The organism is Pseudomonas sp. S2_C03 (assembly GCF_054668405.1).
Map to the genome: position 1 here is coordinate 5,419,283 of NZ_CP162766.1, position 26,615 is coordinate 5,445,897.

The 26,615-nt window shown below is 52.0% G+C and carries 19 protein-coding genes; 11 read left to right on the forward strand and 8 right to left on the reverse strand.

From position 1 onward, the window contains the following. Positions 1 to 42 precede the first annotated feature (42 nt). Positions 43 to 1,953, reverse strand: coding sequence for an AAA family ATPase (locus tag AB4N64_RS24950; RefSeq protein ID WP_460119474.1), 1,911 nt, complete (start codon positions 1,951 to 1,953; stop codon positions 43 to 45). 232 nt (positions 1,954 to 2,185) lie between these two features. Further along, on the reverse strand, positions 2,186 to 3,634 hold the full coding sequence (locus tag AB4N64_RS24955; protein ID WP_460119476.1) for an SEL1-like repeat protein: 1,449 nt from the start codon (positions 3,632 to 3,634) through the stop codon (positions 2,186 to 2,188). Between the two features lie 246 nt (positions 3,635 to 3,880). Between AB4N64_RS24955 and AB4N64_RS24960 the strand changes: the two genes are divergently transcribed. Further along, entirely contained in the window at positions 3,881 to 4,111 is a 231-nt protein-coding gene (locus AB4N64_RS24960; protein ID WP_460119478.1) for a hypothetical protein, read from the forward strand. Between the two features lie 11 nt (positions 4,112 to 4,122). Here AB4N64_RS24960 and AB4N64_RS24965 read toward each other — a convergent pair whose 3' ends face one another. Beyond that, the gene (locus AB4N64_RS24965; protein WP_460119480.1) at positions 4,123 to 5,169 is read right to left on the reverse strand and encodes a hypothetical protein; all 1,047 of its coding nucleotides are present in this window, start codon (positions 5,167 to 5,169) and stop codon (positions 4,123 to 4,125) included. A gap of 206 nt (positions 5,170 to 5,375) precedes the next feature. Between AB4N64_RS24965 and AB4N64_RS24970 the strand changes: the two genes are divergently transcribed. Genes AB4N64_RS24970 through AB4N64_RS24990 form a run of 5 tightly spaced genes read left to right on the forward strand, consistent with a single transcriptional unit; the run spans position 5,376 to position 14,116 of the window. Further along, positions 5,376 to 5,633, forward strand: coding sequence for a DUF4258 domain-containing protein (locus AB4N64_RS24970; RefSeq protein ID WP_460119482.1), 258 nt, complete (start codon positions 5,376 to 5,378; stop codon positions 5,631 to 5,633). 21 nt (positions 5,634 to 5,654) lie between these two features. Beyond that, positions 5,655 to 7,424, forward strand: coding sequence for an N-6 DNA methylase (locus AB4N64_RS24975; protein WP_460119484.1), 1,770 nt, complete (start codon positions 5,655 to 5,657; stop codon positions 7,422 to 7,424). Between the two features lie 52 nt (positions 7,425 to 7,476). Continuing rightward, on the forward strand, positions 7,477 to 9,546 hold the full coding sequence (locus AB4N64_RS24980) for an HsdM family class I SAM-dependent methyltransferase (RefSeq protein ID WP_460119486.1): 2,070 nt from the start codon (positions 7,477 to 7,479) through the stop codon (positions 9,544 to 9,546). Then, positions 9,543 to 10,889 carry a restriction endonuclease subunit S gene (locus AB4N64_RS24985; protein WP_460119488.1) on the forward strand — a complete coding sequence of 449 codons (1,347 nt, stop codon included), beginning with the start codon at positions 9,543 to 9,545 and terminating at the stop codon, positions 10,887 to 10,889. The genes AB4N64_RS24980 and AB4N64_RS24985 overlap by 4 nt, the downstream gene beginning before the upstream one ends. Then, positions 10,886 to 14,116 (forward strand): DEAD/DEAH box helicase family protein, encoded by a 3,231-nt coding sequence (locus AB4N64_RS24990; protein WP_460119490.1) that lies wholly within the window; start codon positions 10,886 to 10,888, stop codon positions 14,114 to 14,116. Before AB4N64_RS24985 ends, AB4N64_RS24990 begins: the two co-directional genes overlap by 4 nt. 206 nt (positions 14,117 to 14,322) lie before the next feature. Here the strand turns inward: AB4N64_RS24990 and AB4N64_RS24995 are convergent, their stop codons facing one another. The 5 genes from AB4N64_RS24995 to dnaA form a co-directional block, all read right to left on the reverse strand. Then, positions 14,323 to 15,651 carry an anti-phage deoxyguanosine triphosphatase gene (locus tag AB4N64_RS24995; protein WP_460119492.1) on the reverse strand — a complete coding sequence of 443 codons (1,329 nt, stop codon included), beginning with the start codon at positions 15,649 to 15,651 and terminating at the stop codon, positions 14,323 to 14,325. A gap of 259 nt (positions 15,652 to 15,910) precedes the next feature. Continuing rightward, positions 15,911 to 18,328 carry a DNA topoisomerase (ATP-hydrolyzing) subunit B gene (gene gyrB / locus AB4N64_RS25000; protein WP_460119494.1) on the reverse strand — a complete coding sequence of 806 codons (2,418 nt, stop codon included), beginning with the start codon at positions 18,326 to 18,328 and terminating at the stop codon, positions 15,911 to 15,913. Between the two features lie 5 nt (positions 18,329 to 18,333). Further along, positions 18,334 to 19,437: a DNA replication/repair protein RecF gene (recF, locus tag AB4N64_RS25005; RefSeq protein WP_460119496.1), complete on the reverse strand. Its 1,104-nt coding sequence runs from the start codon at positions 19,435 to 19,437 to the stop codon at positions 18,334 to 18,336. A gap of 13 nt (positions 19,438 to 19,450) precedes the next feature. Continuing rightward, positions 19,451 to 20,554, reverse strand: a complete 1,104-nt coding sequence (gene dnaN, locus AB4N64_RS25010; RefSeq protein WP_460119498.1) for a DNA polymerase III subunit beta — start codon at positions 20,552 to 20,554, stop codon at positions 19,451 to 19,453. Positions 20,555 to 20,593: 39 nt separating this feature from the next. Next, complete coding sequence (gene dnaA / locus AB4N64_RS25015; RefSeq protein WP_460119500.1) at positions 20,594 to 22,111, reverse strand: chromosomal replication initiator protein DnaA; 1,518 nt, start codon at positions 22,109 to 22,111, stop codon at positions 20,594 to 20,596. Between the two features lie 565 nt (positions 22,112 to 22,676). Between dnaA and rpmH the strand changes: the two genes are divergently transcribed. The 5 genes from rpmH to mnmE all read left to right on the forward strand — a co-directional run bounded on the left by rpmH (position 22,677) and on the right by mnmE (position 26,601). After that, positions 22,677 to 22,811, forward strand: coding sequence for a 50S ribosomal protein L34 (gene rpmH, locus AB4N64_RS25020; RefSeq protein ID WP_003213577.1), 135 nt, complete (start codon positions 22,677 to 22,679; stop codon positions 22,809 to 22,811). Between the two features lie 16 nt (positions 22,812 to 22,827). Continuing rightward, positions 22,828 to 23,229, forward strand: a complete 402-nt coding sequence (rnpA, locus tag AB4N64_RS25025) for a ribonuclease P protein component (RefSeq protein ID WP_460126859.1) — start codon at positions 22,828 to 22,830, stop codon at positions 23,227 to 23,229. Beyond that, on the forward strand, positions 23,222 to 23,467 hold the full coding sequence (yidD, locus tag AB4N64_RS25030; RefSeq protein WP_150733942.1) for a membrane protein insertion efficiency factor YidD: 246 nt from the start codon (positions 23,222 to 23,224) through the stop codon (positions 23,465 to 23,467). Before rnpA ends, yidD begins: the two co-directional genes overlap by 8 nt. Before the next feature lie 2 nt (positions 23,468 to 23,469). Continuing rightward, positions 23,470 to 25,149, forward strand: a complete 1,680-nt coding sequence (yidC, locus tag AB4N64_RS25035; protein WP_460119502.1) for a membrane protein insertase YidC — start codon at positions 23,470 to 23,472, stop codon at positions 25,147 to 25,149. An 81-nt stretch (positions 25,150 to 25,230) separates the two neighbouring features. Continuing rightward, a complete protein-coding gene (mnmE, locus tag AB4N64_RS25040; protein WP_460119504.1) occupies positions 25,231 to 26,601 on the forward strand; it encodes a tRNA uridine-5-carboxymethylaminomethyl(34) synthesis GTPase MnmE in 1,371 nt (456 codons plus the stop codon). Positions 26,602 to 26,615: the final 14 nt, after the last annotated feature.

Genomic DNA, 26,615 nt, shown 5'->3' on the forward strand with positions numbered 1-26,615 from the left:
CCGTTCGCAGAGGCGAGAGGGCGATATCATATTCAACACTGCTCAGCTCCTGACTTCAGCATAAAAAAAATCGGTATATTTATTTCCTTTCTGAAGGAACAGAATAAGGTTTTTCTTGGCCCTTGTTATTCCGGTATACACTGCCTCCACGTTATCATCGCTCATCAAAATATAGATGGCCGTTTGCGTCTCTAAACCCTTAAAGCTCTGAACCGTAGACAACTTGACCAGACCACTGTTTAAATTAAATGAAAATTTACGACTGTCTCTGATAAGCTTTCTGGCAGCCTCTCTTTCACTTTCAGGCAGCTCCAGTATTTCTAAGTGCTCCTCTTCACTCTCAAATGTCGTTTGTGTTCTTTCGTTTAACGCTAATCTAAACCTTTGATCCAGTTTTCTCAGTATCGCAATATTGGTTGAGACTATGCATACATCATTGGGATGCAATGAATTACTTTTAATACGCTTCTGAATCGTGTCAAAAATGGAAAAGGCACTGCTGACACCATCAAATTCGTGCCGTTCAACAAGATCAAAGGCAAGCATTCCTTGTTGAGGCTCCGTTAAAACCAGATCAATGTCATACTTTATTAAAAGATATTGTTCCTGAAACTTTTTTGAAACAAGCGTCAATTTCGAGTCAGCAGAGGATCTAAAAGACCTAGTAAGCCTCTCCCAACGACCAAACCCCTGAACCAGGGCCGGATTTTTACTACTTAAGTCACGACCATATATATTCTGGCTATCATCACCAAATAAAACCATTTCGCCATCTTCATCTAAAAAATACCTCCGAATTATTTTAATCCACTGCTGCTCGTAGTCTTGCACCTCATCGATCAATATAGTTTTGTACTTATAGATCCTCTCATCATGATTTTGAAATACATCCTCATTTGAAAACAGATCATCGAAGTACTTCGACCACAGCTCTTTTCCCTGTGGCGGCTGTATCAAAAGTCCACACTTATTCATCTCCAAGGCAATCAGAGAATGATAATTGGAGATGTTAAATGCCCCCCATGAGAACCCCTCTCTGACATTACTTATCTTATCGCGAATATAGCTCTTTAATGTCTTGTTGAACGTTAAAATAAGTACTTTCTCATCGTGTCTCTTGTGCGCGTTTACTGCTCTTTTCGCCAGTATGGTTGTTTTTCCAGAGCCAGCCACTCCTTTCATCTTTTGAAAGCCTGGCTGGCTGATTGAGAGCCTGGACTGCAAGGAACTGTAAGCTATGTCAATTCCTTGCTCCATAACATGATAGGGCGGTTTGAGGTAGCGCTTCAGTTCATCATAAGCTTCGTCTAAAAACAGCAGATTTTCAGTTCTTATTTCATTAAGTAACTTTGAAAGGCTGTCCCTATCAATGGACATCCCTCTGTCTCGACTGATCTGCCTTGACTTATTTGTAAGATAGTCCATTTTTTTGTCGTACTGCACATCTTGAACCTCATTGTTTTTATATTGGTAGTTCAAGGCTTTCTTTTTTTCGGCCAACTCAATTTCGGCAGAAGCATATATACTTGATAATTCTTTTTTGGTGGCATTATGAAAGTAAACAAATGTTTTTATTGTACTGTAAAATCTTTTATCGAGTGCGTACCTTTCGGCTAAGCTACTCACATGCAGGTTAAATATATTGTTTTTGTAGCCAAATGCTTGTTGCGCAGGGGATCTGATAAATTGATTACTGCTGCCCACTCTCCACTTATTATCCGCATCTACATGGTACGCAGACAAGTTCCAATCTTTCACCTCGATGATTAAAGCCCCACACTTCTTTCTCATTACGATAATATCAGGCATATCACCGTTCAAAAAAGGCTGGAAGTAAACTTCATATTCAGACCCGAGATTTGCAGACAAATACTCTAGAATATGCAACTCTCCCTCTGTGGGCTTGACCTTTAATCGATGTATATTTTCAAAATCAGGGTAGACCTCGGCCATTTTTGTGTTCGCCATTCCATTTTTTCGGTTAAGAAGCAGAGGTAGTTGCTCTCACACAAGGCGTCTGTCTTATTCGAAGCGCAGATCAACCAACAGAGAGGGGTATGTTTTTTGTGCCCCCTACATCAGCGACACTCTTCCACCCGGACGAAGAAGCAATGAGTAAAACGTAGTTGGATGGAAAAACTGCGCGATCCGCTCTGGCCAATGATCCATTCCGATGCCTTGCTGATCACCGAGGTGCTCGATACCGCTCCAAATATTCTGTAATTGTGCTTTTCGCTGACGCCAACTGCGCAGGCGACAGCTCTTTGGCTACCGCATCACATAGCTTACGTACACCTTTCATAAAGACGCGATTCTTAATGGACAGCGAAAGCCACACATAGGCGCTCTCATCATCCTGCGCGACGCCTTCGCCGTTCTTGTACAGTCCGCCCAAGATGTACTGAGCCCAGGCATACCCCTGCTCAGCGGACTTGCGATACCAGATTGCTGCCTCTGCAAAGTCTTGCGGCACGCCTCGTCCCTTCTTGTAAAGGCGCCCGAGTGTGTACTGAGACAAGTCAAACCCCTGCTCAGCAGACTTGCGATACCAGGCTGCGGCCTCTACGAAATCTCGTGAAACACCTCGCCCTTGGGCGTACAGGGCTCCGAGTGCATCTTGGGCCAAGTCGAATCCCTGCTCTGCCGCCTTACGGTACCAGACAGCGGCTTCTGAAAAATTCTGGGGGGTGATTTTGCCGCTTTCGTAAACATCGCCCAGAGCATACTGAGCCCAAGCCGATCCCTGTTCGGCAGCCTTAAGGTGCCAAACCATCGCTTCTGCGAAGTTCTGAGGGACACCATGGCCATTCGTATACAAGCGTGCAAGCGCGTCCTGAGCCGAAGCGTGCCCTTGTTCGGCCGCTTTGCGATACCAGGCTGCCGCTTCCGCGAAGTCCCGTGAGCAAATTTCGCCTTTCTCGTATAGACATCCTAGAGCGTATTCGGCCGAACGGTTCCCTTGGTCAGCGGCTTTCGTATACCAACTCTGCGCTTTCGCGGCGTTCTGCCTGACGCCATCCCCTTTTTTGTACAGATCTCCCAGGGCAAGTTGGGCCCAGCTATATCCTTGCACAGCGGCTTTTCGGTACCAAGCACCAGCTTTTGCATAACTCTGTCGGACGCCGTCCCCCCGCTTGTACAGATCGCCTAGGGACTGCTGGGCAAAACAATGGCCTTGTTCAGCAGCCTTTCGGTACCAGGCTGCCGCTTTCACCAAACTCTGTGAAACTCCGTCTCCATTTTCGTATAAGCAGGCCAAAGCATACTGAGCCTCGACCCGCGCCTCGCTGGCCGTTTGGTAGAAACAGACTGTTGTTACCCCGAAACTGTCCGGAACATGTTCATCTTCATAAAAAGCGTCCAACGCCAGCTCGATCGAGTTAGCTGCTTGCTCAGCCGCTTTGCGGTACCAAGCTGCCGCTTTGGCGGTGTCCTGTGGGAGACCTTCCTCGAACTCATAAAGACGTCCCATAGTGTACTGAGCAGCAGTATGTCCCTGCGTGGCGGCCTGGTGGTACCAACTGGCCGCTGTCACAACGTCCTGCGCGACACCCTCACCACTTTCGTACAAGGTTCCAAGGAGGTATTGAGCAGAAGCATCCCCTTGCTTGGCTGTTTGGCGAAGGCTGTTCACGAATGATCGCTCCCTGATCTGATTTAAAGGTGCTCTCGCAGAGGCTCAAGCGATAAGTTGCAAAATGCTATCACTTGTTGCAATGGCACGCCTGCGATCCCTGCGCGTAATTGGACGTTATGGTGAATCGCCCCCACCGTGAGCCACCGCCTGGTGCAGCTGCAGGGGCATCCTGGTCGCCGGATGCCGCGACTGCGCTATACCACTACCCTGGGGACTGGTTGGACGCGAGCGCAGGGGATCAACATGAAACGAGCCATTGAGCAGGACACCTTGGCCGCGCTGGTCGAGACCGGCGCGGCGCGGGAGTTTCGCGTGCTGCGGGACGGGGAAGCCTGGCGCCTGGAACTGCGCCTCGGTGTGAAATGGTTACCGGTGCGCTCGCGGCGCGAACCGATCAGGTACTGGCGTTCGCTGACGGCGGTGGGGCGGTTCTGCGAGGGGGTGGGGATCAAGGTGCTGACCGTCGAGCTATGAGTCCGCGTCTCCTATCGCGGGCGCGCCCGCCAAATCTCCTCGATATCCAGGTTATCCAGGGCTTCACGCATTTTCCTGAACGCATTGTCAGAAAAACAGGGATGTCTGGTCGAACCAAACTCAAAGACATGACGGCAGGCCACATCCTCATCGATGCCCAAGTGCACGCGCAATGCTCTGGCCTTGGGCTGGGTTAAACCGATCTTCGCCGCAAGCTCTGATGCCCCTAAGTAAAACTTCTTCTGGAGATCTAGCTCACGCACCGCCGCCGCATCGGCAGGATCATCACCACCGATATAGCGGACAGGTGCGCCTTCCTTCTTAGTAAAGTGAACAACCAGGTTCACCCCTTCACCGTCCGTCCGAGTGCCTACCGTCGCCAGCCGAGGAAAGACCTCATGGATTCCTTGCCCGGCACGCACGGCTTTCTCGATACGGTCAATGTCGCGCTCTGAAACCTCTACCTCTTCGACGGCAATAGACTCCATCGCGAGCAGGGCACGAATGCGCGCACGTGCCTCATCACGATGCCTTCGGCCTGGCTCCAGTAACTCCCTGACCAAGCGATACTCGCGATCCACCAGAAACTCGAAATCGCCAGGGGGCATAGTTGAGACGGGCAATACCCGAGCCGGGATATGCTCGATCAACGCATCTTCCAGGGCTCGCTGAAGGTAGGCGTCAAAGGCGGTAATCAACGCCCGCGTATTGAGGTACAGCAGATCCTCGGCAACCACAATGAGCCAGTGTTGGGCCGCATCGCGCAAACTATCGACCGCGCGCATCACACCCGCTTCTTCGGCGGTCAGTCCGTGGTGAGCAATGCACAGACCGAGGCTCTTATCGAAGGAGATAGAACGCCCGGTAATATTATCGAACACCTTGGCTTTGTTCTGAACCAACACCGCCTTTAACAGCATCTCGCAGGCATGCTGGAGATGCAGAAGCACTGTGGTGATTCGCCCATCGTCATCAAAGCTGTTAAAGGCCTCCATTCCGGTGCGTAGGGAGCTGATGGACTTGTTTTTTAAAGTTCGAGCATCCCGGACTAGCTTCATAGGCAATCCCTTCAAAGTTCTGACAAAGCTCTAGAGCCGTCTCAGTCCCTCTCTCATCCGAGAGCCCTGACGACGTTAAATCCAGCATACGCGTCAGACACAAAAAATCAATAAAACCAAACAAAAGGATTTAATCCTTATTGACGAACAAAAATCCGTAGCCTATCTTGAGTCACAGATTCGTATTTCATCGGAGGTTCGCCACCATGCATACCACCCACCACTGCAAGGTCAGACAGTCACAGCGCGGGATCACGCCCAGCATGGTCGAATATGTGCTCATGCATGGCACCAATTGGACGCAGGACAGAGTCGTTCTTGGTAAGAAGGATGCTCAGAAACGACTGATAGAGCTTGAGTCTGAGAAACGCCTGCTGATGAAGATTACGGATAAAGGTGGCGTTGCCGTCATCCAAGAGGGGGATGCCCTGATCACTACCTACAACTGCTCTGGCCATCGCTGAGCCAACAACACCGGAATGAACATGAACGAGAAAATCTTCTACCAGCTGCTGGACACGGCTCGCGGATACGCCACCGCTTCCAACGACTCTGCCCTGTCGCTAATCCTCCAGCTGCTGTGCTGGTGGAAGCTGTCAAAGGAGGAACGTATTCCAAAGAGTCTCCGCTTTGAAGCTTGGGCCTTCGAACCGATTGCCGGCCAGCTGGATGCACTTCGACAAGCTCAAGATTCGCTTCCCTATTCGTTCATTTATGAAGGTGCATGGCAGTTCGCATTGCAAACACCGAATGGCCTACGCCCGGTATCGGAAAAAATCTTGCAGCTGGAAAATCAAGGCTTTCTCGACAACCTAGACCTCCGGGACGCAGGCTTCTGGATGGCTAGCGAGCCAAGCAGCGATATGGCCATTTCGCCCAGCCTGGCGGATCTCGTGGTCGCATTAGCCAAACTGAAGGGCGACGACGACGTCTACGTCCCTTGGGATCGCTCGGGCCAACTTGCTGCACGCATCATCCAAACCGGAGCCAGCACTTGGGTAGAAACCCAAAATCCAACGCTACTTTCCCCCCTGCTTTGTGCTGCAGCAAGCACAGGCTGGACACTCCATGTCACAGAGCCCCTTGCCAATCCTTCAGCGCTGGAAAAGGGCAAACTCAAACAATTCGGGTGCGCGGTTTGCTTTCCTCCAATGGGCCTTCGCTATCGTCCCGAGGTCATCAGCAACGACCTGCTGGGACGGTTCACGGAAAAGTCGCCGGTTGGCGACGTTCTTCAAATCCGTCATCTCCTTGCGCAAGTGAAAGGTCGGATCGTTACCGTGGTATCCAAAGCTCTCTTGTTTGGCACCGGCTCCGAACGCCAACTCAGAGAGTACCTCGTAGAGTCTGGCCTGATAGAAGCAGTGATCTCCATGCCTGCGGGCCTCTGTACCCACACAAATATCCCGGTAGCCATTCTGATATTGAACACCGCCAAGCCCTCGAAGCAGGTTCGCTTCGTGACTGCCGACGACGATGGCTACCGGACAACCGGTGCCAAAAGAAAAACTACGCTCATCAACCTAGATAAGCTGATTGATCTGGCAGAGTCATCCGAGCAGACGGAAATATCTGCCTCCGTATCTTTATCAGCAATCGCTGCCAATGATTACAACCTAGAGGTATCTCGCTACATATTGGACGACAAAGCACGTCGTTTAGCAGCTGCGCTTAGGGAGCATTCCTTTTCTCTATTGAGCGATCATTTCGAGATCATCCGCCCCAGGCAACACACGACCGCCTCTCGTGGTTCTAACGTCCTTGAAGTGCAAACCCTCGACTTGCCCGAGTATGGCTATCTCACTAAGGCCAGCAAAGAAGCACTGTTCGACCTAGATTCTCCCAAAGCCAATACTTACTTCCTGCAAGACAAAGACATCCTGCTTAGTTTTCGGGGTGCCATTGGTAAGGTGGCTATAGCCAACGATGTGCCTCCAGCAGGAGAGGGCGGATGGATTGCTGGTCAATCCTTTGTGATCTTGAGAGCTAGCAAACAAACCAAGTACCTACCTGAAGCGCTAGTAGTGTACCTGCGTTCGGAAATTGGTCAGGTTCTACTCAACCGAATGGCGGTGGGAGTAGCCATGTACTCCATACAGGTATCCGCCCTCAAGGAGCTGAAGATCCCTATCTCCTCGCCAGAGGAAATGGACAAGATGGCTCAAGCCTTTAAGCAGGAAGCACAGATTCAGATGGAAATTCAACATTTACGAGAAAAGCAATCCACATTAGCCGCAGGCTTCTGGCACCTATAACTCGCTTAGCAACAGAACTGCACACTTATTGAAATTATTCGAGACCAATACAATGGACATCCTCCAATACGAATCAAAAATCTGGGCCACTGCCGACTTGCTGCGTGGCTGTGGCATCAAAGAATCTGAATGGCCATCCTTCATGATGCCGTTTTTTGCACTGGCTATGATTGAAAGCCGCTTGGTGCGGATGTTTGACGACCTCAAAGCCGAGATTGGTGAAGATGCGTTTGCCAAAATTCACAAAGACGATCTGTACGACCTGATCAAAGACAAAGGCCAGGGCTATAACATTTTCATTTTTGAAAAATCCCAATCGTTGATGGATATTTGCAAGAACGATAAGTCATTTGATATCGACTTCGATGCTTACCTGAAAGGCTTTGATGGCGAAACCAAAGACCTGCTGGGCGTTGATGCCTCCGAGGGTGAAAAATTCCTCGACATCAAAGGTGTCATCACCAAGCTCAAAGCAAAGAAGGTGCTGCTTGGTTACACCAAACTGTGGGCAAAGATTGATCTCAAACCCTTCAACAACTCCGAAATCACCACGCTGGAAGAACACATCAAACGCAAGTGGGCGGACATTTCTGCCGAGACCGCCGGAGAGCAATACACCCCAGACGACGTGATCGCACTGATCGCCGAAATCATCTCTTCCAAAATCGAGGAGTCCGACACGCTCCTCAAAATCTACGACTGCACCTGCGGCGGCGGCAATATGTTGTTTGGGGTCGAAGACCGCATCAACCAGAAGTTCAAACGCCTGACGCAAACCTATGGCCAGGACTGGAACGATGCGCTGTATGCGCTGGCCAAGATTGAAAGCCGCTTTCGCCCAGATTCAAAAATCGAACACGGCAACACTCTGGTAGAAGACAAATTCGACAACGAAGAATTCGACGTCGTCATCGCCAATCCGCCCTACGGCGTGAGCTGGGCTGGCTACCAAAAAGACATCACCAACGACAAGACCGAGCGTTTCAAATACTTGCCCTCTATTTCAGATGGGCAACTGCTGTTCATGCAACACCTCATATCCAAACTTGACAACGTCGGCATGGGCGTGGTGGTACACAACGGCTCGACCCTGTTCAGTGGAGATGCAGGCTCGGCTGAAAGCAATATCCGCAAATGGATGCTCGATAGCGATATCGTTGAAGCGGTGATCCAGTTGCCCACCGATGAATTCTTCAATACCGGCATTTACACCTATTTGTGGGTACTCAATAAAAACAAGCAGGCGCATCACAAAGACAAAGTGATGCTGATTAACGCCAGCGACAAATTCAAACCGCTAAAGAAAAGCAAAGGTTCTAAACGCAAAGAGGTAGACGAAGCCAGCCGCCTGGAAATCGCCGCCACGCTCACCGCCTACCAAGACAATGATTACGCTCGCGTGTTTAACAAAGAGTTTTTCTACTTCAACAAACAGGCCATCATGCTCACCAATGTTGACGAGCAGGGCCGCACCTTTGAAGCGCATTTACCGCTGAAGGAAGACAAGTTCGGCGAAATGAAGCGTGCCAGCTCCATCGAGTTGACCCCCACCAAGATCACGCAGGGTGATATTGTGCTGACCGAACTCAGCATAACCAAATACGATGCGACCCAATACGCCTCGTTGGAACAATATCATCATGAGGCCATCAAAACCAAAACTGCCCAGCTTGACTACAAAGAGCAGCCCTTACTCATCACCACGGCTGACGCCAACTACTATTACGACGCCGATCAAGAAACCCTGATCAAAGAATCAGGCGGCAACAAAGAAGCGCTTGGTTGCGGAAAGATTATCGTTAAAGCCAGCCACAAAAAGGCCACCAAGAAACTGGCCGAGCGCATTGAAATCAGCGTGGAGCTGACGGCGGACTACCAAAAAGATTACGAAATCATTCCCTTTCACAAAGATCCCGATGCCAACCAGGCTGCCATCGAAGCCTTTATGGCACGCTACATCAGCAAGCCGTTTGTTTATCTGGAAAACGTGGTCGGCGTGGAGCTGAACTTCAACAAGATATTTTACAAACCCGAAACCCTGCGCCCCATAGGTAAGATTGCGGCTGAAATTGCTGAGCTGGATAAGGCGCTGAAGCTACTTGAAGCGGAGCTGGCATTATGAGTGCGGTGAAAGCTGAACGCTATGTGGCGTATAAAGATAGTGGTGTGGAGTGGATTGGGGAAGTTCCGGAAAATTGGAGAACAGTACGCTTAAAGGACTTAGGTTTTTTGCAAAACGGTATTAGTAAAAGTGGTGAATATTTCGGTTTTGGATTGCCGTTCGTAAGCTATGGCAATGTCTACAACAATACTATCTCACTAGAAAAAATTAAAACCTATGCAAATTCAACACTTGAAGATCAGAAAATTTATTCCTGCCGAACAGGTGATGTATTTTTTACTCGAACATCAGAAACCATAGAGGAAATTGGTTTTTCTGCCACCTGTTTAAAAACAATTCCAAAGTCTGTCTTCTCGGGATTCGTTATACGATTTAGACCAACTTCAAATAAATTGACGAAAGAGTTCTCGAAATTTTATTTCTCGGCCAATATTCTTCGTGCATTTTTTTGTAAGGAAGTGGCAATAGTAACGAGAGCCTCATTGGGTCAAGGTTTATTAAATAAACTCTCAGTCATTCTTCCGCCAATACCCGAACAAACCGCCATCGCTGGCTATCTTGACACCAAAACCTCGCAGATTGATCGACAAATAGACTTGCTCGGCCAAAAGGCGACCCAGTACGGCAAGCTCAAACAATCGCTGATCAACGAAACCGTTACCCGTGGTTTGGATAAATCCGCGCCAATGAAAGGCAGTGGCGTGGAGTGGATTGGGGAGGTGCCGGAGCATTGGGAGGTAAAACGTATTAAGGAAGTTTGCGACATCAATAAAAAAACTCTCACTGAAAAAACACCTGCCTCATATGAATTTGATTATGTTGATATTGGTAGTGTCACATACGGGGTACGAGAGTACACAAAAGAGCGAATGACCTTCGATTCTGCTCCATCTAGAGCTAAGCGTATTGTACAAAAAGGAGATACGATAATTTCAACAGTACGGACATATTTGAAAGCAATAATGAGTATTGATACGGAAGTTATCGATTTAATTGTCTCTACTGGTTTTGCGGTAATTACACCACGCAAAAAAATTGCAGATAGATATTGCTCCTATTTATTAACCTCAAATTGCATTGTTGATGAGGTTTGCGCTCTTTCAACTGGAGTCAGCTATCCTGCAACTAATGCGACGGTGATTGGCGATATGTTTTTCCTTATTCCTCCATTCACTGAACAAGTCGCAATTGGTAATTTTCTCGACGAAAAGACATCAAAAATAGACAACATCGTCACCACCATTAACCAGAAAATCGAACAGCTTAAAGAGCTGCGCAAGGTGCTGATCAACGATGTGGTGACCGGAAAAATAAAAATCGTGAGCGAAGGGGCTGCCGTATGAACGAACTCCATCTGCAAGACAAATTCCTGATCCCGTTCTTTCGGGAGGGCTTGGGCTTCAAGGAAGTCAAAGCCAATACGGTCACCCAGTCTCTGATTATTGAAGAAGACTTGCAGGCGTTTATTGCCGAGAGTTCGCTCAACCAAAAGCCCTACGAGACTTTGCTCAAAAAATACAAGGGCGATAAAAAGACCTTGCTGCAAGACCTAATGGCAGTGATTGCCGAGCGTATTGCCAGCAGCCGCAATATGGCTTTGTTCATCAACGCCAATAAGTCGATTACCTTTCAAGGCATCAAACTGCATTTGTTCTACACCAGTGACAGCGTGATTCACGGCAATGCCTTGTTTGATGAAAATATTTTTTCGGTGGTGCAAGAGCTGCCTTACAAGTTCAACCATCAAGGTGCGCAGATCTTTTCGTTCCGCCCCGACCTAGTGATGTTTGTAAACGGCATTTACCTCGGCTACAGCGAATTAAAAAGCAACTACACCAACCAGAGCGCCAGCAAGAACGGGCGCAGCAAGGTGCTGAAAGATTATTTTGAAGCTGTGAAGGTCTATCACCAGCACATCGACAGTAATGCCATGCTGAGCGACAAAGAAAAGCAGAGTGTGCGCAAAGACTTTCTCAAAATTTTTGAGAACGCCATTCACATCACTACCACTGACATTGGGGAAACCTATGTCATCCGCACCATTGTCGACTACTTTGACGAGATATTGGCTACCTGCCGCGAAGGCAAATTTGACCGTGAAGAAATAGAAAAAAAGGCCCACAGCGTATTCAAGCTCTACCCCCTGCTTGCAGACGATGCCGAAAAGAAGGACAAGCTCAAAGAGCTGTTTGCCGCTTTGTACGGCAAGCTAATGATCGAGAAGGAAATCCTGTATTACAACTTCATCGAGCGCGATGTCTATGTCAATAAAGGGGTGAAGGAGGTTAAAAGCGAGCAAGGCCATTTGATTTCTCCGCGCCCGAAGCAGAAGTTCGGCACCGACAAGATCATGGCCAAGATCGACGAATTTTTAGCGCACGAGCAAGAGCCTGACTATTTTGAAAAGCTGCTAGAGAAGCAATTAGTGGGTGTTGGCGAAGCCAAAAAGAAAGAACTGCTGGAAAAGCGCAAAGCCTACTCCAACAACAAGAATGTATATTCACTGCTCATGCAATACGCCGCCGGGTTCGGAAAATCCAATATCATCGGATGGTCAGCCTTGCAGTTAAAGGACTTACGCCGCCCCGATAGCCACGGCAAAGCGCAGTACGTGTACGACAAGATCATAATCGTGGTGGATCGCCTGCAACTGCGCAGCCAAATTGATTCGCTCATGCTGAACATGAACATCGACAAGCGTATGGTGATCGAGGCAACCAACAAGAAGACTTTTCAAGAAGCGCTGGCCTCTGACACCCGATTGGTGATTGTTAATTTGCAGAAGTTTGGCGCGGTACGGGAAATGCTCGACGCCGATGTGCTGAAAAAGCTGGCGGGCATGCGCATTGTGTTCCTGATTGACGAGATCCATCGTTCAAACAGTGGTGATCAGCACGAAGAGATGGTGAGCATTTTTGACGAGCTGCAAAGCCCATTTGATGGCGACGCCTACACCGGACAGGCCACCAAGAAGAACCTGATCATCGGTTTTACCGCCACGCCAGATGACCACACCCTGGCCCGCTTTGGCGAGTTCAGTGGCTATGCCGAAAGCGAGAAACTCTGGCGGCCCTTTGACTGCTACACGATGAAGGAAGCGATAGAAGATGGCTTCATTCTGAACCCACTGAAAAACATTGTGCCAGTCGCCTCCAAGATGCTGTTTGATTTACCCGCAAATCCGCTCGAAGGATTTACCGAGAAAGAATACAAGGACGCGCAGAAAAAACAGGTCTATGAAAACAGGGATCGTATCGATGCCGTCGCCAAGTATGTGGCCGACTTATTAGTCAAAGACGTGTACCGGCAAATACGCGGTACAGGCAAAGCAATGCTAGCTGTGTACTCAATCAAGGCGGCCATAGCGTATCAAGGTGCGGTGACTAAGCACTTCAACGTCTTGGTGAAGGATCCCAAGTACGTAAAGTACGCCGATGCGCCAATCCATGTGGTGTATTCCAGCAACCAGGATGAACAAAGCGCTACCGGACTCAATGGTGGCTTGACGGAAGAAAAGGTGCTGGAGAGTTTTGCGCTCAGTAAAAATGGTTTGATGATTGTTGTCGCTAAGTTGCAAACCGGTTTCGACGAGAAAAAATTGCACACCTTATTCCTGGATAAAGAAATCAAGGGGATCAGCGCCATTCAAACCATTTCTCGCGTGAACCGTACGACGAAATACAAGAACGACTGCAAGATTGTTGATTTTTCCTACAACAACGTGAATGTGCAAAACATCAAGGATGCTTTCGAGCATTTTTCTGATGTGGTGGTGAGTGACTTCGACCCGTTTGGCGACAAAAAGGTACTGGACGTATTGCTGAGCGAATTGAAGAAGTCTGATACCTACGACAAATTTTTTGCCGTATTCATGGGTATCTACAATGACGCCGCTAAGCGCGACGATCCAGAGAGCTATTTGGACTTTGAAAGCAGCCTGAAGAAATACATCGACGCCAATCCGCAGCGCACCGCCGATACCAAAGCCAAGGCATCGCAGTATTTCACCATTCTCAATCGCATTGAATACGTGATTGAGTTGGATGCGAAGTACAGCGCACCGATCTTTTTATTCTTCTGGCGCAAGTTCAATACGCTCTACAATATGCTGCATAGAAGCGAGGACATTAAAGACCCGATTGAAGTGTATTTTGACAACCAGATTGGCATGATTGAAGTGCTGCCAGATGATCAAAAAAAGAAGAAAAGAAAGCCAACAGAAGTTGCTGTGGGCACACCACCGGGCCCTGGTGGGCAGTTTGATATTTTGGCCATCATTGCCGCCCGTAACGAACAGGAAGCAAAGACGGGAACATTGATCAAGGATTTCGAAGCCAAAATCGTTGATTTCTTCCGCTACGTGCGTGAGTCCAGCGAGGGCGAACGGTTGATCGTCAAGATCAAATCACACGTTTCCGAGCATGAAATTTACGACGATTTTGCCAAAATTTATCGTCGGTACAAAGCGCTCCATAGGCAGACTGTTGGCGACTATTTTTTCAAGGAAACCGAAGATCTGGTTGAAAAGCTGTGTGATGACTTTGAAATCACCGTACGAGATGCGCAGTGAGTGAGCCAAGCAGTTATGTGGTAATCCCTGCATTTTCGCTACTTAGGCCGTGAGAGCAGTTCATGCGTCCAACGCCATGCACCGCATTTCCGCGTATTCTTGATTGACCAGAACACTGAGTCACCCCCTCATAAATGACAAAACCCCGGCAGATCTTAGGATCTGGCGAGGTGTTGTCAGCAGGGCTGATTTAACAGCGTACCAATTTACAGCCTGTCAAAAATCGACCCTTTATGAGGGTAATAGATCTTTTCGTACAGACGGGTTGCATATTCATCTGTCATCCCAGAGATGTAGTCACAAACAACTCGCATCTTTTGGCTGGCACTATCCACGCTGACGTATCTTTTCCGCGTTGAGGATGGCAAAAGCCTCTCTGGATCAGAGTTCAGCGCATCAAACAGTTCGATCACCAGTTTCTGACCTTTGAACTCCAACTGCTGAACATTGGGGCTCTCGATTACCTTGCTCATTACAAGGTTGAAGATATGCTTCAGCAATTTTTTATGATTTTCATCCATACATGCATTCCATTTGATCAGCGGTGTGGTTGCTGATGGCATTCCGGATTCTTTAACCACTGTATTGAGGATGAATTGGTGAACCAGTCCACCGATAGCTTTTTTTCGTTCGTAGCTTTCATCCGAGAACAGCTGATCAGCTAATTGGTTAACATCCCGCTCACAATTTATGAACAACACCGCCTTCCCTTGATTATGTTCATCCCAATACTTTCGGGTAATCATTCCTAAAGAGATAGCATCTTCAAGATCATGCAGGCTGTACGAAATATCATCCGCCAGCTCCATAATCGACGTATCAAGTCCCTTGTAGATTGGCTTCATGTGACTTGACTTATGCTTACGCCACGTCGTGAACTCGGCTTTTTCTGCCTGTGCTAGAGGTGCCAAAACCCAGTCCACTACATCACGCTCATCATCCAGATAACACTTGGGCGGGTGCTGCTCTTTAGCTTTACACAGCCAGCGCTGAGCAGGGACTTGTCCGTACGCAGTCTCACCTACCAGTTCACTATACGGTGCGGGATACTTCAGTACGCCTAAAAGAAGGCGACGAGTTGGGTTTAGACCATGATCAGCAGTGTACTTATCCAGTCTCGACAGGATGCGTAATGTCTGGCCATTGCCCTCAAAACCACCGGAATCACGCATACACAAGTTCAAGGCAACTTCGCCACCATGCCCAAAAGGAGGGTGCCCAATATCGTGTGCCAGGCAAATAGAACTCATAAGCGCTGAACGCGGCAGAGCTTCGATGATTTCCTCGTTATCCTTATGGCGCTCTTTAAGCCATCGCACAATTCCAACACCAATCTGTGCCACTTCCATCGAATGGGTAAGGCGCGTACGGTAGAAATCGCTTTCCCCTAAACCCAACACTTGTGTTTTGGATTGCAAACGACGGAATGCCGATGAGTGAATTAGGCGGGCGTAATCACGCTCCCACTCCGAGCGAACCTCACCGGTACGGCGCGGATCTTCTAACCGACGTTTTTCCCAAATATTTTCAGTCATCAAAACCTTCCCTGTCAGTTAATTTGAACTCTGCGACTGTCGGCTGCGAATATTGCTGATCTGAGGAGTTAGTTGGCCTCGATTGTACCAAACACCCTAACCAAGCCCGCCATAGGCCAGCCCCTTATAAATCAAAAACCCCCGGCGCTATCGTGAGCAGGCGGGGGTTTTATCAGCAGGGCAGTGGACAGTTAACTCTGGCCGAACCGCTTAACTTTGGCCGAAGTGGCAGATAACTTTGTCCACCTACACCGCTGGATCAGAAGTCCAGGTTGGATACCGCCAAGGCGTTGCTTTCGATGAAGTCACGGCGAGGTTCGACCGCATCACCCATCAGGGTGTTGAAGATCTGGTCAGCGCCAATGGCGTCTTCGATAGTCACTTTCAGCATCCGGCGAACGCTTGGGTCCATGGTGGTTTCCCACAGCTGATCCGGGTTCATTTCGCCCAGACCTTTGTATCGCTGGATAGTGTGGCGCTTGGTGCTTTCGGCCATCAGCCACTCCAATGCTTCCTTGAACTCGGTGACGGCTTTCTTACGCTCTCCGCGTTGGATGTATGCGCCCTCATCCAACAGAGTGCTCAACTGTGCTCCCAGCGAAACGACAGTTTTGTAGTCGTTGCTGCCAAAGAAGTCGCGGTTGAAGGTGACGTAGCTCGACAAGCCGTGGGAGGTCAGCTCGACTTCCGGCAGCCACACGCCACGCTCACGATCTTCACGCAGGCTGGCTTTGTAGACCAGGCCAGACTTCTCGACAGTGCGCAGGCGGGTTTCGTACTGGGTCAGCCATTCCTGCATGGCGGCGTGATCGCCGAGTTTTTCCAGGCTCACGGCCGGCAGGTAGATGAAGTGCTCGGTCAGCTCCTGCGGGTACAGGCGCGACAGACGCTTGAGGGTCTTCATCACCATGCGGAAGTCATTCACCAGACGTTCCAGCGCTTCACCGGAGATGCCTGGAGCGTCTTCGTTGAGGTGCAGGCTCGCATCTTCCAGGGCCGACTGCGTCATGTACTCTTCCATGGCGTCGTCGTCTTTGATGTATTGCTCTTGCTTGCCTTTCTTGACCTTGTAAAGCGGCGGTTGGGCGATGTAGATGTAGCCACGCTCGATCAGCTCTGGCAACTGACGGAAGAAGAAGGTCAGCAGCAGGGTACGGATGTGCGAACCGTCGACGTCAGCATCGGTCATGATGATGATGTTGTGATAACGCAGCTTGTCGATGTTGTACTCTTCGCGGCCGATGCCGCAGCCCAGCGCGGTGATCAAGGTGCCCACTTCCTGGGAAGAGATCATCTTGTCGAAACGTGCTTTCTCGACGTTGAGGATCTTGCCCTTCAGTGGAAGGATCGCCTGCGTCCGGCGGTTACGACCCTGCTTGGCAGAACCGCCAGCAGAGTCACCTTCCACGAGGTACAGTTCGGAGAGGGCAGGGTCTTTTTCCTGACAGTCAGCCAGTTTGCCCGGCAGGCCAGCAATGTCCAACGCGCCTTTACGGCGAGTCATCTCGCGAGCCTTGCGCGCCGCTTCACGGGCACGCGCCGCGTCGATCATCTTGCCGACGACCAGTTTGGCTTCGTTCGGGTTTTCCAACAGGAAGTCGGAGAAGTACTTACCCATTTCCTGTTCGACAGCGGTCTTCACTTCGGAAGACACCAGCTTGTCCTTGGTTTGGGAGCTGAACTTCGGATCCGGCACCTTCACCGAGATAATCGCCGTCAGGCCTTCGCGAGCGTCATCACCCGTGGTGGCGACCTTGTGCTTCTTGGCCAGGCCTTCCTGCTCGATGTAGGTGTTCAGGTTACGCGTCAGTGCGGAACGGAAACCCACCAAGTGAGTACCGCCGTCACGTTGCGGAATGTTGTTGGTGAAGCACAACAGGTTCTCGTTGAAGCTGTCGTTCCACTGCAGGGCGATTTCCACGCCGATGCCGTCTTCACGCTGGATGTTGAAGTGGAACACCTGGTTGACCGCCGTCTTGTTGGTGTTCAGGTATTCAACGAACGCACGCAAGCCACCTTCGTACTTGAACAGCTCCTCTTTGCCGCTGCGCTCATCCTTGAGGACGATGCCGACACCTGAGTTGAGGAAGGACAGTTCACGGATACGCTTGGCCAGGATGTCCCAGCTGAAGTGAATGTTCTTGAAGGTTTCGCTGGAAGCCTTGAAGTGGATCTGGGTGCCGGTGGTGTCGCTGTCGCCAACGATGGCCATGGGCGCCTGCGGCACGCCGTGCACGTAGGTCTGTTCCCAGATCTTGCCACTGCGGCGAACGGTCAGTACCAGTTCTTCGGAGAGGGCGTTCACTACCGACACACCCACGCCGTGCAAACCGCCGGATACCTTGTAGGAGTTATCGTCGAACTTACCGCCGGCGTGCAGTACGGTCATGATGACCTCGGCTGCCGAGACGCCTTCTTCTTTGTGCACATCTACCGGAATGCCTCGACCGTTGTCACGAACGGTGATGGATTCATCCGGGTGGATGATGATGCTGATGTCGTCGCAGTGACCGGCCAAAGCTTCGTCGATCGAGTTGTCCACCACCTCGAACACCATGTGGTGCAGACCGCTGCCATCGTCAGTATCACCAATGTACATACCGGGACGTTTGCGCACGGCATCCAGGCCTTTCAGCACCTTAATGCTCGATGAGTCGTACGTATTTTCTTCGCTCAATGCCTTCACTCCCGATGGTCGTGGGTCTGGGTGATACGGCCCTGTTCCACGTGGAACAGAGCGACTGGCGTTTCCGTCTGCCAGCCTTCCCTCAATAATTCATGATCTACACAGGTTATGAACACCTGGCAGCGTAAGTCTTCCAACAAGCGGCAAAGCGCGCGACGGTGCTGCTCGTCCAATTCGGACGGCAAGTCATCCACCAGATAAATACACTGACCACGCCGAGCCTGACTCACCAAATGCCCTTGGGCAATTCGCAATGCACAGACCACCAGCTTCTGCTGACCGCGGGACAAAATATCCGCAGCATTGTTTGCCCCCAATCTAAGGCGCAAATCTGCTCGCTGCGGACCGGCCTGGGTATGACCCATTTGCTGATCCCGTTGCAGGGATCCGGCAAGCACTGCACTCAGTTCGCGGTCTTTGTCCCAGCCTCGGTAATAGCTGAGCGTCAAACCCTCAAGCTCAACCAGCTCGCTCAAGGTCTGTTCAAAGACTGGTTTCAAGGCTTTGATATAGGCGCGGCGGTATTCATCAATTTCAGCGCTGGCCTGGCACAGTTCCCTGTCCCAAACCGCCTGCGAAACGGCGTCAAGTGTACCATGCCGCAGCCAAGAGTTTCTCTGGCGCAGAGCCTTCTGCAAGCGCTGCCAGGTCGACATGAATCGCGGTTCCACGTGGAACACACCCCAATCGAGAAACTGGCGGCGAATCTTCGGTGCCCCCTCCAGCAGGCGAAAGCTGTCAGGGTTGATCAGCTGTAAAGGCAGGATCTCAGCCAGCTGCGCAGCGCTACGGGCGTTTTGGCCGTCAATGCGAATCTGGAACTCGCCCTGTCGGTCCCGGGATATGCCAAGAGCACTCTGTCCGCCTTCAGCCAATTCGACTTGGCCAAACACGGTGCACGCCAACTGTTCATATTGAATGACGGGCAACAAACGGGTGCTGCGAAACGAACGGGCGAGCCCCAGCAGGTGAATGGCTTCCAGAACACTGGTTTTGCCGCTGCCGTTAGCGCCGTAAAGAATGTTGATTCGGGGGGAGGGGGAGAAGGTCACCGGGTGCAAATTGCGCACCGCGGTGACCGAGACGCGACTTAAGGACATCTCGTTGTGCTGATTACAGGCGCATCGGCATGACGACGTAGGCCGAATCATCGTTGTCGGACTCTTGCACCAGCGCACTGCTGTTGGAGTCGGACAGGATCAGGCGAACCTGTTCGGTAGTCATTACGCCCAGCACGTCGAGCAGGTAGCTCACGTTGAAACCAATCTCCAGGTTACCGCCGTTGTACTCAACGCCGACTTCCTCTTCTGCCTCTTCCTGTTCCGGGTTGTTGGCCTGGATTTTCAACTGACCGCTGGCCAGCTGAAGGCGAATGCCACGGTACTTCTCGTTGGACAGAATCGCGGTACGGCTGAAGGCCTCACGCAGCGCCTGGCGATCACCCAGCACCAGTTTGTCGCCGCCCTTAGGCAGGACGCGCTCGTAATCAGGGAACTTGCCGTCCACCAGTTTCGAAGTGAAGGTGAACTCACCGGTGGTAGCGCGGATGTGGTGTTGACCCAGGACGATACTGACGTTGCCTTCAGGCTCGGTCAGCAGACGAGCGAGTTCGAGGATGCCTTTGCGCGGTACGATGACCTGATGGCGATCCGGCTGACCGATGTCGGCCTGCATCGAGCACATGGCCAGACGGTGACCGTCGGTGGCCACTGCGCGGATGATCCCCGCGGAGACCTCCAGCAGCATGCCATTAAGGTAGTAACGCACGTCCTGCTGGGCCATGGCGAAGCTGGTGCGTTCGATCAGGCGACGCAGCTTGCTTTGCTCCAGGCTGCAGGTCAGTGAGCCTGGGCCTTCTTCCACCGTCGGGAAGTCGTTGGCCGGGAGCGTCGACAGCGTAAAACGACTACGGCCAGCCTTCACCACGAGCTTCTGTTCATCGACCTTGATGTCGATCAGGGCATCGTTCGGCAAACTCTTGCAGATGTCCATCAGCTTGCGCGCAGGGACCGTGATGGAACCCGGGTCGGCCGGCTCTTCGAGCTCGACACGACCGACCAGCTCGACTTCCAGGTCAGTACCGGTCAGCGAGAGCTGCTGGCCTTCGACAACCAGCAGCACGTTAGAGAGCACCGGCAAGGTCTGGCGGCGCTCGACGACGCCTGCGACCAGTTGCAGGGGTTTCAACAGGGCTTCGCGTTGAATGGTGAAATGCATGGTCTAGTCCCTTGCCTTAATTAGCTGCGCTGGAATTCATCAAGTGGTCAATGTACGCAGCAGGTTCTTGTAGTCCTCGCGGATGTCCGCGTCGGATTCCTTAAGTTCGTTGATCTTGCGGCAGGCGTGCAAAACCGTGGTGTGGTCACGGCCACCAAACACATCGCCGATTTCCGGCAGGCTGTGGTTAGTCAACTCCTTGGACAACGCCATGGCAACCTGTCGCGGACGTGCCACCGAACGCGAACGGCGTTTGGACAGCAAGTCGGAAATCTTGATCTTGTAGTACTCGGCGACCGTACGCTGAATGTTATCCACAGAGACCAATTTGTCTTGCAGCGCCAACAGGTCCTTCAGGGATTCGCGGATCAGCTCGATGGTGATGTCGCGGCCCATGAAGTGCGAGTGAGCGATGACACGCTTGAGCGCGCCCTCGAGCTCACGGACGTTGGAGCGAATGCGCTGGGCGATGAAGAACGCGGCGTCGTGAGGCAGATCGACTTTGGCCTGGTCGGCCTTCTTCATCAGGATCGCAACCCGGGTTTCAAGTTCCGGCGGCTCGACGGCGACCGTCAAACCCCAGCCAAAGCGCGATTTTAGACGCTCTTCAAGCCCTTCGATTTCTTTCGGGTAGCGGTCACTGGTGAGAATGACCTGCTGGCCACCTTCGAGCAGAGCGTTGAAGGTATGGAAAAATTCTTCCTGGGAGCGTTCCTTGCGCGCAAAGAATTGAATGTCATCGATGAGCAGTGCATCCACCGAACGGTAAAAACGCTTGAACTCGTTGATGGCGTTCAGTTGCAGAGCCTTGACCATGTCGGCCACGAATCGCTCCGAATGCAGGTAGACGACCTTGGCATTCGGGTTTTTCTTTAACAGGTGGTTACCCACAGCATGCATCAAGTGGGTTTTACCCAAACCTACGCCACCATAAAGGAAGAGCGGGTTGTAACCGTGCTTGGGGTTATCCGCCACCTGCCAGGCCGCAGCCCGGGCCAGTTGGTTGGACTTACCCTCAACGAAATTTTCAAAGGTGAACGTGCGGTTCAGGTAACTGGTGTGCTTGAGCGCACCCTCGACCTGGACGGTGCGCTGTTCGGAACGCACCGGCGCCTGTTGCGAGCTGGCCCCTGCCATCGGGTCGAAACTGTCGCGGGAAGGCTCTTCGTCGACATGCGCGACATTTTTGGCAGCCGCCCTCAAAGCGGCTGCCGGGGCCGAGGCTGGCGCACTGACCTGTGGCTGAGCCGCCTGTGCCTGTGAAGCAGCAGCAGCCAGCGGCGCATTCGGCGCGGCACGCGGTGCCGAGCTGCGTTTGCTGCCTATTAATAAGGAAAGCGCCGGCGCCATCCCATTGCCATGCTCATCGAGCAGCTCAAGGACGCGACCCAGATACTTTTCATTGACCCAGTCGAGGACAAAACGGTTGGGTGCATAGACACGCAACTCGTCGCCTTCGGCTTCGACCTGTAGTGGACGGATCCAAGTGTTGAATTGTTGGGCAGGCAGCTCATCGCGCAGAAGCTCCACGCACTGCTGCCAAAGTTCCACTGACACGGATATCCCCTAAGTAGAAAGCCGGTGAGGCAAAAACAAGCGGCCATTGTAACGACCAGACGCCGACTTATCCACACGAAGGTTGTGCACTGACCAAGAAGAATCAACGCTTTATGAGCAAAAAAGGCGACCAGTGGTCAGTGAGTAAGCTCTGTGGATAACCGCCCTTGAGATCGTTGCACAACTCGACGGATAAGTCAGTGGATAACCCGCCTGTGGATAACACTGTCTTTCGCACACAGCTTATCCGCCCCTGCAACACAGGCTGAACACGGTTTTCCACTGTAGTTGTCATTCTCTGTACATCACGTAATAGAAGCTCCCAAGGCAGTTATCCACAGATGATTGGCGCCTTAGCTTCTATAAGCTTTACAGAAAAGCTTTAAATACTTTCCTTCTTTATTTTTATGTTTGATCAAGGTTGAACAGGATCCAGAGGCTCACGCATCTATTTATGGGGAAACGCTGGTTGGAAATTGACCTGAGGACTTGCTTTCTCTAGAATCCCCGGTCTCTTAAAACGGGGGCCATTCCGGCCCGTTGTGGACGAACCAGGTAACACGACATGAAACGTACTTTCCAACCAAGCACTATCAAACGCGCTCGCACCCACGGTTTCCGTGCCCGCATGGCTACCAAGAACGGTCGTGCCGTCCTGTCGCGTCGTCGCGCCAAAGGTCGTGCGCGTCTGGCAGTTTGATAATCCGGCACTGCAGGTGAGTCAGGACTTCAGTCGGGAAAAGCGTCTGCTTACACCCCGGCATTTCAAGGCAGTCTTTGACTCCCCTACCGGCAAGGTTCCGGGGAAAAATCTCCTGCTCCTTGCGCGCAACAACGATCTTGATCACCCCCGTCTCGGGCTGGTTATCGGGAAAAAGAGCGTAAAGCTCTCCGTTGAGCGCAATCGCCTCAAACGTCTAATGCGCGAGTCGTTCCGCCTGAATCAGGATTCCCTGGTCGGTTGGGACATCGTTATCGTCGCGCGCCAAGGTTTGGGCGACGTAGAAAACCCCGAATTGATTCAGCATTTCGGCAAACTCTGGAAGCGTCTGGCGCGCAGCAAGCCAGTACCAGCAGTCAAAACCGAAACTGTAGGGGTAGACAGTCCAGATGCGTAAACTGGCGCTCGTTCCGATCCAGTTTTATCGCTATGCCATCAGTCCAATGATGGCCAGCCACTGTCGTTTCTACCCCAGTTGTTCCTGCTACGCGTTGGAAGCCATCGAAAATCATGGCCTTCTACGCGGTGGCTGGCTGACCTTTCGTCGTTTAGGTCGCTGTCATCCGTGGAATCCCGGTGGTTATGACCCGGTTCCACCTATCCCTACCTCCCGTTCTTCTTCGATGGCCGAGTAATCATGGATATCAAACGCACGATCCTGATCGTCGCCCTGGCAATCGTGTCCTACGTTTTGGTTCTCAAATGGAACCAGGACTATGGCCAGGCTGCCCTGCCGACTCAGAATGTTGCAGCCAGTACGACCACACCGGGTCTACCGGATACGCCAACTGGCAATAATGCTTCCGTCAGTGACGACATCCCCCGCGCCGCAAACGAGACCAGTGCTCCTGCTGAAACGCCAGTGGCTGTCAGCAAGGATCTCATCCAGATCAAAACGGATGTGCTCAACCTGGCAATCGACCCACAGGGTGGCGATGTTGCCCAGTTGACGCTGCCACTGTATCCGCGTCGCCAGGACCATCCGGACATCCCGTTCCAGTTGTTCGATAACGGCAACGAGCGTACATATCTGGCTCAAAGCGGCCTGATCGGTGCCAACGGTCCGGATGCAAATCCTGCTGGTCGTCCGGTGTACTCCTCGGAGAAGAAGGTTTATCAGCTGGCAGATGGTCAGGACCAATTGGTCGTGGACCTGAAGTTCAGCAAAGACGGCGTCAACTACATCAAGCGTTTCACGCTGAAACGTGGCCTGTATGACGTAACCGTCAGCTACCTGATCGATAACGAAAGCGCCCAACCTTGGTCGGGTGCGATGTTCGCGCAACTCAAGCGTGATGCCAGCTCCGATCCTTCTTCCAGCACTGCCACCGGCACCGCGACTTACCTGGGCGCCGCCCTGTGGACAAGTTCCGAGCCGTACAAGAAAGTGTCGATGAAGGACATGGACAAGGCTCAGCTCAAAGAAACCGTCAACGGTGGTTGGGTTGCCTGGTTGCAGCACTACTTCGTGACTGCCTGGATTCCGGCGAAGGGCGAAAACAACGTCGTCCAGACCCGTAAAGACAGCAAAGGCAACTACATCATCGGCTACACCGGTCCTTCGCTGACCGTTGCTCCGGGTGCCAAGGCTGAAACCAGCGCCATTCTGTACGCCGGCCCGAAAAGCCAGGCGGTGCTGAAAGAGTTGTCCCCAGGCCTGGAACTGACCGTCGACTACGGCATTCTGTGGTTCATCGCCCAGCCGATCTTCTGGTTGCTGCAACACATCCACGCGATTGTGGGTAACTGGGGCTGGTCGATCATCTTCCTGACCATGCTGATCAAAGGGATCTTCTTCCCGCTGTCGGCTGCCAGCTACAAATCCATGGCCCGCATGCGTGCAGTCGCACCAAAACTGGCTGCGCTGAAAGAGCAACATGGCGACGACCGGCAGAAAATGTCGCAAGCCATGATGGAGCTGTACAAGAAGGAGAAAATCAATCCGCTGGGTGGTTGCTTGCCAATCCTCGTGCAGATGCCGGTTTTCCTCTCCCTGTACTGGGTTCTGCTGGAAAGCGTGGAAATGCGCCAGGCGCCGTTCATGCTGTGGATTACTGACCTGTCGATCAAGGATCCGTTCTTCATTCTGCCGATCATCATGGGTGCAACCATGTTCATCCAGCAGCAGTTGAACCCGACACCTCCGGATCCGATGCAGGCCAAGGTGATGAAAATGATGCCAATCATCTTCACCTTCTTCTTCCTGTGGTTCCCGGCCGGTCTGGTGCTGTACTGGGTAGTGAACAACTGCCTGTCAATCGCCCAACAGTGGTACATCACACGTAAAATCGAAGCGGCTACCAAAGCGGCTGCCTGATTTACACTGTGGATAACCACTCAAGACGCCCCCTAGTGGGGCGTTTTGCTATCTGTCACTTTTGTCTCTGGATACCGGTTTATGAGCGCTCCCCGTGAAACCATCGCTGCCGTCGCTACGGCTCAAGGTCGTGGCGGTGTCGGCATCGTGCGTATTTCCGGGCCGTTGGCCAGTGTTGCAGCCAAGGCTTTCAGCGGCCGCGAACTCAAAGCCCGCTTCGCTCACTACGGACCGTTCCTCGGTGCAGACGACGAGGTCCTGGATCAGGGCATCGCGCTGTATTTCCCCGGGCCGAACTCGTTCACCGGCGAAGACGTGCTGGAGTTGCAAGGGCACGGTGGGCCGATCGTCCTGGATATGCTGTTGCAGCGTTGCCTGGAACTGGGTTGCCGTCTGGCGCGGCCGGGTGAATTCAGCGAACGCGCCTTCCTCAATGACAAGCTCGACCTGGCACAGGCCGAAGCCATCGCTGACTTGATCGAAGCCAGTTCTGCACAGGCAGCGCGCAATGCATTGCGTTCGTTGCAGGGCGCTTTCTCCGCGCGTGTGCATAACTTGACTGAGCAACTGATCGGGCTGCGCATCTATGTCGAGGCAGCGATCGACTTTCCGGAGGAGGAAATCGACTTTCTCGCCGATGGCCACGTGCTGAGCATGCTCGACAAGGTTCGTGAAGAGTTATCCACAGTGATGCGTGAGGCCGGGCAGGGCGCCTTGCTGCGCGACGGCATGACCGTAGTGATCGCCGGTCGGCCAAACGCCGGCAAATCGAGCCTGCTCAATGCCCTGGCTGGCCGCGAAGCAGCGATTGTCACCGAGATTGCCGGTACAACGCGTGATGTTTTGCGTGAACATATCCACATCGATGGTATGCCTCTGCACGTCGTGGATACCGCCGGTCTGCGTGACACCGATGATCATGTGGAAAAGATCGGCGTCGAACGGGCGCTCAAGGCTATCGGCGAAGCCGACCGCGTGCTGTTGGTCGTTGATGCCACCGCCCCCGAAGCGCTCGATCCTTTTGCCCTGTGGCCGGAATTCCTCGAAACCCGGCCTGATCCTTCAAAAGTCACGCTGATCCGTAACAAGGCCGACCTGACGGGTGAGGCGATCGCCCTGGATGTCAGCGATGATGGCCATGTCACCATCAGCCTCAGTGCCAAATCGGCGGGATCGGGACTGGAATTGTTACGCGACCACCTGAAGGCCTGCATGGGTTATGAACAGACATCCGAAAGCAGCTTCAGTGCTCGTCGGCGGCACCTCGAGGCCCTGCGCCATGCCAGCGACTCCCTGGAACACGGGCGTTCACAACTGACCTTGGCGGGAGCAGGGGAGTTGCTGGCCGAGGATTTACGCCAGGCTCAGCAATCATTGGGCGAAATCACCGGCGCATTCAGCTCCGATGATTTGTTGGGCAGGATTTTTTCGAGTTTCTGCATAGGGAAATAACTGTGGAGCGCTGT